This window comes from Escherichia sp. MOD1-EC7011, assembly GCF_002965005.1.
In the GTDB taxonomy this organism is placed as follows: Bacteria; Pseudomonadota; Gammaproteobacteria; order Enterobacterales; family Enterobacteriaceae; genus Escherichia; species Escherichia ruysiae.
Map to the genome: position 1 here is coordinate 87557 of NZ_PTRD01000026.1, position 11852 is coordinate 99408.

8 protein-coding genes, 1 tRNA gene and 1 pseudogene are annotated in these 11852 nt (G+C 49.9%); 4 read left to right on the forward strand and 6 right to left on the reverse strand.

The window, feature by feature from the left end; translation table 11 throughout:
- Positions 1-213 precede the first annotated feature (213 nt).
- Positions 214-1404 carry a purine ribonucleoside efflux pump NepI gene (gene nepI / locus A7098_RS13975; protein ID WP_032226856.1) on the forward strand — a complete coding sequence of 397 codons (1191 nt, stop codon included), beginning with the start codon at positions 214-216 and terminating at the stop codon, positions 1402-1404.
- 41 nt (positions 1405-1445) lie between these two features.
- Here nepI and yicS read toward each other — a convergent pair whose 3' ends face one another.
- Positions 1446-1739, reverse strand: a complete 294-nt coding sequence (gene yicS / locus A7098_RS13980; protein WP_010344417.1) for a protein YicS — start codon at positions 1737-1739, stop codon at positions 1446-1448.
- A gap of 219 nt (positions 1740-1958) precedes the next feature.
- Here yicS and nlpA point away from each other — a divergent pair, with 219 nt between their 5' ends.
- Positions 1959-2777 carry a lipoprotein NlpA gene (gene nlpA, locus A7098_RS13985; RefSeq protein WP_000779439.1) on the forward strand — a complete coding sequence of 273 codons (819 nt, stop codon included), beginning with the start codon at positions 1959-1961 and terminating at the stop codon, positions 2775-2777.
- A gap of 25 nt (positions 2778-2802) precedes the next feature.
- Here nlpA and A7098_RS13990 read toward each other — a convergent pair whose 3' ends face one another.
- The gene (locus A7098_RS13990; protein WP_000535939.1) at positions 2803-3705 is read right to left on the reverse strand and encodes a carboxylate/amino acid/amine transporter; all 903 of its coding nucleotides are present in this window, start codon (positions 3703-3705) and stop codon (positions 2803-2805) included.
- A 484-nt stretch (positions 3706-4189) separates the two neighbouring features.
- Between A7098_RS13990 and fliB the strand changes: the two genes are divergently transcribed.
- The gene (gene fliB / locus A7098_RS13995; RefSeq protein ID WP_032226854.1) at positions 4190-5407 is read left to right on the forward strand and encodes a flagellin lysine-N-methylase; all 1218 of its coding nucleotides are present in this window, start codon (positions 4190-4192) and stop codon (positions 5405-5407) included.
- 57 nt (positions 5408-5464) lie between these two features.
- Here fliB and A7098_RS14000 read toward each other — a convergent pair.
- Positions 5465-5737, reverse strand: a pseudogene (locus A7098_RS14000) (hydroxyacid dehydrogenase); the annotation flags it as partial.
- 122 nt (positions 5738-5859) lie between these two features.
- Positions 5860-5954: transfer RNA gene (locus A7098_RS14005), tRNA-Sec, on the reverse strand.
- A 305-nt stretch (positions 5955-6259) separates the two neighbouring features.
- Between A7098_RS14005 and yicI the strand changes: the two genes are divergently transcribed.
- Positions 6260-8578: an alpha-xylosidase gene (gene yicI / locus A7098_RS14010; RefSeq protein ID WP_105280966.1), complete on the forward strand. Its 2319-nt coding sequence runs from the start codon at positions 6260-6262 to the stop codon at positions 8576-8578.
- A gap of 52 nt (positions 8579-8630) precedes the next feature.
- Here the strand turns inward: yicI and A7098_RS14015 are convergent, their stop codons facing one another.
- Positions 8631-10340, reverse strand: a complete 1710-nt coding sequence (locus A7098_RS14015; RefSeq protein WP_105280967.1) for an AsmA family protein — start codon at positions 10338-10340, stop codon at positions 8631-8633.
- Positions 10341-10460: 120 nt separating this feature from the next.
- Positions 10461-11852 carry a xanthine/proton symporter XanP gene (gene xanP / locus A7098_RS14020; RefSeq protein WP_010352595.1) on the reverse strand — a complete coding sequence of 464 codons (1392 nt, stop codon included), beginning with the start codon at positions 11850-11852 and terminating at the stop codon, positions 10461-10463.

An 11852-nucleotide genomic window follows, 5' to 3' on the forward strand; every position in this document is an offset into this window, starting at 1 on the left:
GTTATTAAAGTGTATCACTAAGTGCGATACTTTATCCCTTGTTCCCAACTAAATCGCGTAAATGCATATCACCTTGCCATATGATTTTTATTTCCTCGAGCAGCCTCGAATTTTTCTCACGACACCGTAAAGGTTGCAAAAACGTTAAATGCGTCACACATTTCAATGCTAGACTGACCGGCTTTTCCCCTGAAACATGCCACGGGTAACACCATGAGTGAACATATCGAAGAAAACTGTGGCGCGGATGCCATCACCCGACCGAACTGGTCAGCCGTTTTCTCGGTGGCGTTTTGCGTCGCCTGCCTGATTATCGTTGAGTTTTTACCTGTCAGTTTGCTGACGCCGATGGCGCAGGATTTAGGCATTTCGGAAGGGCTTGCCGGGCAATCGGTGACCGTGACCGCCTTTGTGGCGATGTTTGCCAGTTTGTTTATTACCCAGACAATTCAGGCCACCGACCGCCGCTACGTTGTTATTTTGTTCGCCGTTTTGCTGACGCTCTCTTGCTTACTGGTTTCCTTTGCCAGCTCGTTCAGAATGTTATTAATCGGTCGAGCCTGTCTGGGGCTGGCGCTGGGCGGATTCTGGGCGATGTCAGCGTCACTGACCATGCGTCTGGTGCCGCCTCGTACGGTGCCGAAGGCGCTGTCGGTGATCTTCGGCGCGGTTTCTATTGCGCTGGTGATTGCCGCGCCGTTAGGCAGCTTTTTAGGCGAGCTTATCGGCTGGCGCAATGTCTTTAATGCGGCAGCGGTGATGGGCGTGCTGTGTATTATCTGCATTATCAAATCATTGCCTTCGCTGCCTGGCGAACCCTCGCATCAGAAACAAAATACCTTCCGTCTGTTGCAGCGTCCGGGGGTGATGGCCGGGATGATCGCTATCTTTATGTCCTTTGCGGGGCAATTCGCTTTCTTCACCTATATTCGACCGGTATATATGAATCTGGCGGGATTCGGCGTAGATGGCTTAACGCTGGTGCTGTTGAGTTTTGGTATCGCCAGTTTTGTCGGTACGTCGCTTTCGTCGATCATTCTTAAACGTTCAGTAAAACTGGCCTTAGCGGGAGCACCGTTAGTGCTTGCTCTTAGTGCACTGGTACTGACGTTGTGGGGAAGCGATAAAATTATTGCTACCGGTGTGGCGATTATCTGGGGGCTGACCTTTGCTTTAATTCCCGTGGGCTGGTCAACGTGGATCACCCGCTCATTAGCCGATCAGGCAGAAAAGGCGGGATCTATTCAGGTGGCTGTTATTCAGCTTGCCAATACCTGCGGCGCGGCAATTGGTGGTTATGCACTGGATAACATTGGTCTGACTTCGCCGTTAATATTGTCCGGCACGTTGATGTTGCTTACCGCGCTGTTGGTTACTGCAAAAGTGAAAATGAAGAAATCCTGATATCAGGTTAAAGAAGTGTTGGTCAGTGGCTGTTGCCGCTCTTACATATCCGGGCATTCTACCCTGCCCAACGCTTCCCAGTAGTTACTCTGATTATTACGCTCCATCGCCACGATGGCTTCGCGTATGTGTTGTTTATTGCTTTCATCAGACAACATTAACTTTTCCCACGCTTCATCTGATAACGATGCCTGCGGGGTACAAATTTTTCGCAAATCCTGTAATACCGTATTTTTCTCTTTCGCCGATTGTAACGAGCTAAAAGGCGACTCGGCATACACCATACCCGGCATCGCGAAAACAGCGAAAATAAGAAGCAGCGTCGTTGGTTTCATGAGTTCTACCTTTTTACAAATGGCATCGAATGAAGCATAAGTGTAGTTTGTTTTCATAGCTCTAATCATGCTGTACGAAACGCGTTTTAGTATTCAGTAAGAAGTGCCAGACCTTATATTCCTCTTTTATTCCTTTTTCTTCTTATCGATAGCATTTCGTTTTTTAACCGCAGCGACCTTACCGCTATAGTCAGGTCATCATTAATAAAAGGATAAAAAATGAAACTGACAACACATCATCTACGAACAGGAGCAGCGTTATTACTGGCAGGAATACTACTGGTAGGCTGCGACCAGCAAAGCAGCGATACCAAACACATTAAAGTTGGCGTCATAAACGGTGCCGAACAAGATGTGGCGGAAGTCGCAAAAAAAGTGGCTAAAGAGAAGTATGGCCTTGAGGTTGAACTGATTGGATTTAGCGGTTCATTGCTGCCGAACGATGCAACAGATCATGGTGAACTGGATGCCAATGTATTCCAGCATCGCCCTTTTCTTGAACAGGATAATCAGGCGCACGGTTATAAACTGGTGGCGGTGGGAAATACCTTTGTATTCCCCATGGCGGGATATTCGAAAAAAATTAAAACGGTCGATCAGCTAAAAGATGGGGCGACAGTGGCGATTCCGAATGATCCGACCAACCTTGGGCGGGCGCTGTTACTTTTGCAAAAAGAGAAACTGATTACGTTGAAAGAAGGGAAAGGTTTACTGCCAACGGCATTGGATATTACCGATAACCCGCGTCATTTGCAGATAATGGAACTGGAGGGGGCACAGTTGCCGCGTGTACTGGACGACCCGAAAGTGGATGTGGCGATTATCAGCACGACTTATATTCAGCAAACCGGGCTTTCCCCGGTGCATGACAGCGTATTTATTGAAGATAAAAATTCGCCGTATGTGAACATTCTGGTGGCGCGGGAAGATAACAAGGATGCAGAAAACGTGAAGGAATTTTTGCAATCTTATCAATCACCAGAAGTTGCTAAAGCGGCAGAAACTATCTTTAACGGTGGCGCGGTGCCGGGCTGGTAATTATCAACCGCGCCGCGCCAGACGATCACATTTTTCTGGCGCGGCGGCGGGAATCCATTGAAATCAAAATCACCGATGACAGAATCAGCAGCGTTCCCAGCCAGTCAGGTAATGTGAAAGTGATCCCCAGCAACAGCAAAGAGAGCAGCGCGCTACTTAATGGTTCTGCACAGCTCAAAATGCTGGCTTTTGGCCCGCCAATTAACTGTGCGCCTTTCAGATACAGACTAAAGGTTAGCGAAGTTCCAATTACCACCAGATAGAAAAATGCCAGAATCAGGCTGCCATTAACCACGAAATTTGTTCCTTGTCCGGCATAAAAGGGCAACAGGATCAGACCACCAATGAGCATACTCCAGCCGACCACTGGCAACGTGCCGTAACGGGAAATGAGCGTTGAGGGGTATGTTGTATAGAATGCGGCAGCAAATGCCGAGGCGATACCCCAGAATAACGCAGCAGGAGAGATCGATAATGACGTCGGATTACCGTGCGTCACCAATAAAAACGTACCAATCAGCGATGTCAGAATGGCGCAAAAAACCAGGATGCCGGGGCGTGATTTACGTACCAGTGAGAACCATGCCACGATAATCGTTGGTGATAAAAATTGCAGCACCGTTGCTGTAGCAGCATTGGATTTTTCAATTGTCAGTAAGAAAGTAAGCTGGACGGTCAGTGCGCCAACAACGGAAAAAATCAGCAGGCTGATGGCATCTTTATGATTTTTAATGATTGAGAAGACTTTATCGCCGTGGACAAAGGAGAGCGTTAGCAGAATAAAACCGGCAAATATCAGTCGCGTCATAGTCAGAAACTGCGATGACATCTGGCTTTGCTCCATGATGTATTGTGCGCAGACACCTGAACTTCCCCACAATACGGCGGCAATTAGAACGTTCAGCATCCCCTTTCTGGTGGAACCCATTTTTCCCCTCTACATACGGTTTTGTCATTTATGTATGCAGGCATGATAGCAAAAATGGCAAGGATGGCTCTGTTCATATAAGGCATATTTATGTTGCTTTTCAGCAATAGTTACGCATCTTGAGCAATTACAGGCAGGCCATTGATACGTCTGACATTATTATCGCCATCCAGAAGCAGTCTAAAAATAAAATCGACCGTAAGGCTTTTATATTATTCTCGTCGGAACCATGAATATTCTTCTCATAAGTATCCTTCATAGTTTGCGTAGGTCGTTATTCAAAAGCATCGAAATTTCTTATCACGTCGTAACGAAATATTTTGCATTAGCGTCGCTGACAAATAGCGTGGGTAATTTGATGAGGCCGAGCATTATTCTTTATCTTTATGAAACGCGTGAAATGCTTATTAAACCGTCATGTTATGGCGTTATCATTTTTTTCTGACAGCATGTTACTGTTCGCTTTTTAAACGCGAAGAATGTTATGCAAATCCATAAAGTGATCAAACCCGAGTTTGTGAAGAAGTTTTCCTGTGTCGGACCTGACTGCCTGATTTCCTGTTGTCAGGGATGGCAAATAGATATCGACAAGAAAACTCATCATGATTACCTCAACGCACACCATCCGGAAATCTCCAGCCTGGCGAAAGAGAATTTGATGCTGGTGCGAAAAGGTAAACAAAGATATTCGAGAATTAAGCTGGACGCGCAGGGGCAGTGTCCGTTTCTCGACGAAAATAAACTCTGCCTGGTTCATCGCGAGCTGGGAGGCAACGCGCTTTCAGTTACCTGTTCTACTTATCCACGTTGTAAAAAGCACTACGCGGATACAACTCGTTATTCGATGACGCTTTCATGTCCAGAAGTAGCCCGGCTGGTATTGTTCGATGCCGACAGCATGTTAGTGCATGAACAAGATGAGCTGCTGGCGAAGGCGAAAAACAATATCATCGCCCGGCAGCAGCCGGTTAATCAGATCCAACAGATTGTGCATCTCTTTGCCTGGCACCTTCTACAGGCGCCATCGTTGAACGTTGAAGAGAACCTGATGGCGCTGGCACAGTTTATGGTTTACTTGCAACGCATTGAGTTCGATCTGCATCGCCATTTTGCGCAGGCCGAACAGTATCATCAGGAACTATTAAGCGAGCTGGCGGCAGGTATAAGTTTGATTCATCGCTCAACGTCAACGGAGTCGGTTGGATTGAAGGTGCGCGCGCTGTCGGCATTGGGTTCACTTATCGCGAATGAAGGCGCCAGGGATAACATTATCGCTGGGGTGCATCGGAAGATGGCGGCGTATTTAAATATTACAGCCAGCACGGATAAGCAGGATCTGGTCGATAAGTTTGCAGTTCTGGATAAGCAATGGCAGCAGCTTTGCCAGGATTCTATCCTCAGCGCCCCGCATGTATTGCGCAATTTACTGACCTACAAAATTTACCACTGTCATTTTCCGGATGCTGATTTCTCAACGATCATGCGCCAGGTTTACCGTTTAATCCTCGATTATTTCTATATAAAGCATTTGTTGAGTGTGACATCGCTGGAAGCAACTCCTGATGAGGCAACGGTGCTGAAGATTGTGGCGAGCCTTGCCGAGAAAACCTTGCATTCGCCAATTATCAATCAGCGGATGGATAAAGCGATTGACATGATCAATGCCGGGGACGATCTCTCCTGCCTGCTGTTGATTTGTTAAAAGACAGGCGCATTCAACGAAGTGTCTGCGCCTTTTTATTTTGACTCTTTCAAACTTTAGCTTGTTACGACTTACCTGGCGGCTACCTTCCTGTTGAACTTGTAAGTAAGACTTACAGGTTGCGTTTTGGTCAAGCTCGCTTGCTTCATAGATCGCTTTAATGTGCTGTGTGACGGCCTGAGGAGTGATCTGATAAAGGTTTGTGATAGTAGCCTAAGGGAGCCAGAGTGTTTCTTGATCAAAGCGACATTCAACGCGCACTGCACCGTCACCGCTGGCAAACATAATAAATTCGCCTGCCGGGGACTGGGTTAAGTCTTTGTCTGACATGTCGCCGCCATTGCAATAAATGTTAAGAAAGAACTCGGTTAAGCCGATTGAATCATGAACAGAAGAAAATGTCTGGTTTTAATCGTATTACAAGGGATTGGCGAACGTCAGTAGAGGCATTTTGGCGGAAGATCACAGGAGTCGAACCTGCCCGGGACCGCTGGCGGCCCCAACTGGATTTGAAGTCCAGCCGCCTCACCGGAGACGACGATCTTCCGCGCCTCGATTGCTACATGGAGGCGGGGCGCATTATAGCTAGTTCCTCGCCTTATCACATCCCCCATCACACTTTTTTCCGTATCGTTTCGTCTTGCCATGATCCCTTTCACAGAAACCTTCAGCAAATCCATAAGTTACATTTTGGCGCTACCGCGATCACAGAAAACAAGAAACGTAAGTTGATAACAAAAAATAGCAATATCCGCACTCTTAAGGATGGTTTACTTTCGGGCTGTCTGACTGGCGCCTTCTTCACTTGTCATGCATGCGGTAACTAAAATTTCAGAACGAAAGGAACGGATTATGAAAATCAGCGATGGAAACTGGCTTATTCAACCTGGTCTTAATTTGATTCACCCCATCCAGGTTTTTGATGTTGAGCACCGGGGAAAGGAGATGGTGGTTTATGCCGCGCCGCGTGATGTGCGGGAGCGTACCTGGCAGTTGGATACGCCGCTGTTTACGCTGCGCTTTTTTTCACCTCAGGAAGGTGTGGTTGGCGTGCGGATTGAGCATTTTCAAGGGGCGCTGGATAGCGGTCCGCATTACCCGATTAATGTGTTGCATGACGTTCCGGTGGAGATGCAAAACACGAGTGAATATGCCGAGCTGAAGAGCGGTAATTTGAGTGTTCGCGTTACCAAAGGGGAATTCTGGTCGCTTGATTTTCTGCGCAATGGTGTGCGTATTACCGGTAGCCAGTTGAAAAATAACGGCTATATACAGGATACCAACACCAACCGTAGCTACATGTTTGAGCGGTTGGATCTCGGTGTCGGTGAAACGGTATACGGTCTGGGGGAACGCTTCACTGCGCTGGTGCGTAACGGTCAGACGGTGGAAACCTGGAACCGTGATGGCGGAACCAGCACCGAACAGGCGTACAAAAACATCCCGTTCTATATCACCAACCGTGGCTACGGTGTGCTGGTTAATCATCCGCAGTGCGTCTCGTTTGAAGTGGGATCGGAGAAAGTCTCCAAAGTACAGTTCAGCGTTGAGGGTGAATATCTCGAATACTTTGTTATCGATGGCCCGACGCCGAAAGCGGTGCTCGATCGTTATACCCGTTTTACCGGGCGTCCGGCGTTGCCGCCAGCATGGTCCTTTGGTTTGTGGTTAACGACTTCATTTACCACTAATTATGATGAAGCAACGGTAAACAGCTTTATCGACGGCATGGCGGAACGGAATCTGCCGCTACATGTTTTCCACTTCGACTGTTTCTGGATGAAAGCTTTCCAGTGGTGCGATTTTGAGTGGGATCCGGTAACTTTCCCTGACCCGGAAGGGATGATCCGCCGCCTGAAAGCGAAAGGGCTGAAAATCTGCGTCTGGATTAACCCCTATATAGGGCAAAAATCCCCGGTATTTAAAGAGTTGCAAGAGAAAGGATATTTACTCAAACGCCCGGACGGCTCGTTATGGCAATGGGATAAATGGCAGCCAGGTCTGGCGATTTATGACTTTACCAACCCAGATGCCTGCAAATGGTACGCCGATAAACTGAAAGGCCTGGTAGCGATGGGCGTCGATTGCTTTAAGACCGACTTTGGCGAACGTATTCCAACAGACGTTCAGTGGTTTGACGGTTCCAATCCGCAGAAAATGCATAACCATTATGCATACATCTACAACGAACTGGTGTGGAACGTGCTCAAGGAAACCGTCGGCGAGGAAGAAGCCGTCTTGTTTGCCCGCTCGGCCTCCGTCGGTGCGCAGAAATTCCCGGTACACTGGGGCGGCGACTGTTACGCTAACTACGAATCAATGGCGGAAAGCCTGCGCGGTGGTTTATCTATCGGCCTTTCTGGGTTTGGTTTCTGGAGCCACGATATCGGTGGCTTTGAGAACACCGCTCCGGCGCACGTTTACAAACGCTGGTGCGCATTTGGTTTGCTCTCCAGCCATAGCCGTTTACATGGCAGCAAATCTTATCGTGTGCCGTGGGCTTATGATGATGAATCCTGCGATGTCGTGCGCCATTTCACTCAGCTTAAATGCCGTATGATGCCGTATCTGTACCGCGAAGCCGCTCGTGCTAACGCGCTGGGTACGCCGATGATGCGCGCAATGGTGATGGAGTTCCCGGACGATCCGGCCTGTGATTATCTTGACCGTCAATACATGTTGGGCGACAGCGTGATGGTTGCGCCAGTGTTCTCTGAAGTGGGCGATGTACAGTTTTATCTGCCAGAAGGTCGCTGGACGCATCTGTGGCATAACGATGAAACAGAAGGCAGCCGTTGGCATAAACAGCAGCATGATTTTCTTAGTTTGCCGGTTTACGTGCGTGACAACACCTTACTGGCGCTGGGGAACAATGACCAACGCCCCGACTACGCGTGGCATGAAGGCACGGCTTTCCAGCTTTTTAATCTGCAAGACGGGCATGAAGCTGTCTGTGAAGTGCCCGCCGCCGATGGTTCGGTGATCTTCACCCTGAAAGCGGCGCGTACTGGCAATACGATTACCGTGACAGGCGCGGGCGAGGCGAAGAACTGGACACTGTGCTTGCGTAATATTGCGAAAGTAAATGGTTTGCAAGGCGGTTCGCAGACCGAAACTGAGTTGGGTGTGGTGGTGTCGCCAGTGGGTAACTCACTGACAATTATGCTGTAATTTGTTGAAAAAATGCCGGGTACGGCTATGTCGTGCCCGGCGAGATTGATTTTTACCGCACTGGCTCCGTTGACGTGACTTCGCCACTGGAAACTACGCCAGCATTCATGGTTTGGGTTACCTGCTGCTTTTCAGCGTTCACAGCATGGAGTTGTCCGTTAACCGTGGGTTTTAGCGGTACATCGGTCTGGATATCGCCGCTGGCGGTGAGCTGAATATTGCCATCGCCCGTAATAGGTAACTCTGGCCATCCCCACTGTTGCAAAATGTTCATCGGCACACCGCGTCCGTTCAGGCTGATATGGGTCTGGCGCTGCGGCGTTTGTGAGACACTGGCAGTGGCTTCAAGAATGCCTTTCTCGGTAAACGCGCTAAGTTCGCTGATATTCACCGTGCTGCTATTGGCGGTTAGCGCCAGCGACGGACGACGAACGTCGACACGATTGAACGTTGCGGCGGCGGCATTCAGGTTCGCCGTGCCACTCCACACCCCCCACTTATGCTCGGCAACCAGCGTCAGATTCGCGCCATAACCATCCAGCGCGGTGAGCTGCCACGGAAAGTCAGGGTCGATATCAATGATCAGGTTGCGGCTGGCGCTAAATCTCTTCAGTTGCAGAGTGTTTAACCAGGCGGGAGTTTGCTGCATCCACAACTGTTGCCAGTTTTTCGGCAAGGTAAATTCCAGCCCGACAATCGCTGCGTCGTCGAGGAGCAGCGTTTTTCCATCGCGTTGCCAGTTCCCTGACGTTCGTACCATTCCGCCTTCCCAGCGGCTGGTGAACTGGCGAAGCGCGACGCCCTGTGGGGAAAACTCCGCGTTCATAATGGGGTCAAATAAATGCAGCGAACCATAAATAAACTCGCTGGCGTTCATTGACAGCTTGCCTTCCTGCGTCTGCCAGTCATCTTTAATGAAGGTCATGTTGCGCAAGCTGAGATCGAGGTCGGTCACCGCCCAGTCCGGACCTTGCAGGCGAGCGTCGATCACTTCAAGGCGGCCAATCTGCAACGACGGGACAGAGCGCAAAGGTGCAAAGAAATCGGTCAGAGATTTTTCGCTTTGCAGACGGATATCGGCCAGGCGCAGATTTTCTACCTGCCAGCTACCATCGGCATTACGCTGCGCATTACCAGTTAATGAACCACGGGCGATATCGGCGCCCAGATTCGTAAGCGTGACGCGATCGTTATCAATAGTGCCTTCAATCAGTACATTGGTAGCAGCAACATCGTTGAGTGACAGAGAGCCGGCACTGAACTGAATTTGAGCCTTCGTGCCCAGGACTTTACCGGCTTCCGGCGACCACGGGACGACGCCGCCATTTACTCGCTGTGCGCTGAGATTCCACTCGCTATTGGGACTGTTAAACGCCATATCACGCAGTTGCAGCCGATCCGCTTTAAACGGTAACGGCGCGGTCTGGTCGGTGAGATTCAACGTCCCGTTTTCCAGCAGGATAGTATCGACATGGCGTGGTTCGCTCAGTTGCCGACTACTTAGCGCAATATCGACACTTTTCGCCACCAGAGTGGCGGGTTGACCATCGCGACCGAATGTGACGTTCTCCAGCACGATATGAGATGGTGCGGAAAACCGGTGATCCATCGCTCCGAAGGTCAAATGATAGTCGCTATTCCTGGAAATCCATGCGCTGATATGCTCTGCTCCCCAGCGGGTTTGCAGCAGGAAATAGAGGCCAGCGATCGCCACGAATAGCGCGATGAAAATGTAGAGAAGCAGCTTCCCAATAAATTTCATGGTCTTCCATCCCGTGAAATGCACATAAGGGAGTTATGCACGATTTACGCGCATTCCTCAAGGCGGGAATGGAGAAAGCGAGTGGCTACGGCGGTAAAGAATTTTACCGCCGTGAGTGGGTTACTGTTTTTCTGGCGGGAAAATCAGGTTCAGCACAATGGCAGTGATACCGCCAGCGGCGATCCCGGAGGAGAGCAGGTTTTTCAGCCAGTCAGGGGCAAACTGCAAAATCAGCGGCTGCTGAGAAACGCCCAGACCGACCGCCAGCGACAGCGCGATAATCAGAATGGCCCGACGATTCAGCGGTTCACGAGAAACGATACGCACACCTGATGCGGCGATAGTACCAAACATCACCAGCGTAGCGCCGCCAAGTACCGGTTCCGGAATATGCTGCACAAAACCGCTCACAGCCGGGAACAGGCCGAGCACAATCAGCATCAGTGCGACGACAAAACCGACATAACGGCTGGCAACACCGGTCAACTGGATCACACCGTTGTTCTGCCCGAAGCAGGAGTTCGGGAAAGTGTTAAACACCGCCGATACAAACGAGTTCAGGCCGTTTGCCAGTACGCCGCCTTTCAGGCGTTTCATGTACAGCGGACCGGAAACCGGTTGTTCGGAAACGTCGGAGGTGGCGGTGATATCGCCAATAGTTTCCAGCGAGGTGATCATAAAGACCAGCATCAGCGGCAACAGCAAACTCCATTCAATACCAAGCCCGTAATAGAGCGGTGTTGGCACCATAATCAGTTCTTGCGTCATCGGCTCGTTGCTTTCTGGCAACATGCCCATAAACCACGCCAGCGCATATCCGGCTGCCATCGCAATCACCAGCGAGGCCACGCGTAAGTAAGGGTTACGTTGACGGTTAAGCAGAATGATTAAAGCTAAGACCACGCCCGCCAGCAGCAAATTTTTCGGCGCGCCAAAGGTGTTATCGTTCATGGCCGCATAACCGCCGCCAATGGACGTTAACCCAACCTGTATTAGCGACAGGCCGATAATCATTACTACGACGCCAGAAACCAGAGGCGTAATAATGCGGCGCGCCAGATGTAAAACGCGGGAGATTACCATTTCGGTGCAACTTGCCAGCATCAGTGTGCCGAAGAGCGCCGCCATCATGGTAGGAACATCGGCGCCACCGGTCTTCAGTGCCGTTCCGCCCATAATTAGCGGAGCAACGAAGTTAAAGCTGGTGCCCTGAATAGACAATAACCCGGAACCAACCGGCCCCCAGGCTTTAATCTGAATAATCGACGCCACACCGGAAGCAAACAGCGACATACTAATAATGTGTTGCGTGTCCTGTGCTGGTAAACCCAGCGCCTGGCAAATTAACAGTGCTGGCGTGATTACCGCGACAAACATCGCCAGCAGATGCTGACAGGCGGCAAACAGAGTTTGAGCAAGCGGCGGACGATCTTCAAGACGATAAATCAGTTCGCTGTTTTGAGTCTGCGCAACCGGTTGCGCATTTTCTGACTCTAGGGTGGAAACAGACAT

Bases quoted from the DNA above. Each gene is read 5' to 3' on its own strand.
- nepI (WP_032226856.1), top strand. From the start codon at position 214: ATGAGTGAACATATCGAAGAAAACTGTGGCGCGGATGCCATCACCCGA.
- yicS (WP_010344417.1), bottom strand. From the start codon at position 1,739: ATGAAACCAACGACGCTGCTTCTTATTTTCGCTGTTTTCGCGATGCCG.
- nlpA (WP_000779439.1), top strand. From the start codon at position 1,959: ATGAAACTGACAACACATCATCTACGAACAGGAGCAGCGTTATTACTG.
- A7098_RS13990 (WP_000535939.1), bottom strand. From the start codon at position 3,705: ATGGGTTCCACCAGAAAGGGGATGCTGAACGTTCTAATTGCCGCCGTA.
- fliB (WP_032226854.1), top strand. From the start codon at position 4,190: ATGCAAATCCATAAAGTGATCAAACCCGAGTTTGTGAAGAAGTTTTCC.
- yicI (WP_105280966.1), top strand. From the start codon at position 6,260: ATGAAAATCAGCGATGGAAACTGGCTTATTCAACCTGGTCTTAATTTG.
- A7098_RS14015 (WP_105280967.1), bottom strand. From the start codon at position 10,340: ATGAAATTTATTGGGAAGCTGCTTCTCTACATTTTCATCGCGCTATTC.
- xanP (WP_010352595.1), bottom strand. From the start codon at position 11,852: ATGTCTGTTTCCACCCTAGAGTCAGAAAATGCGCAACCGGTTGCGCAG.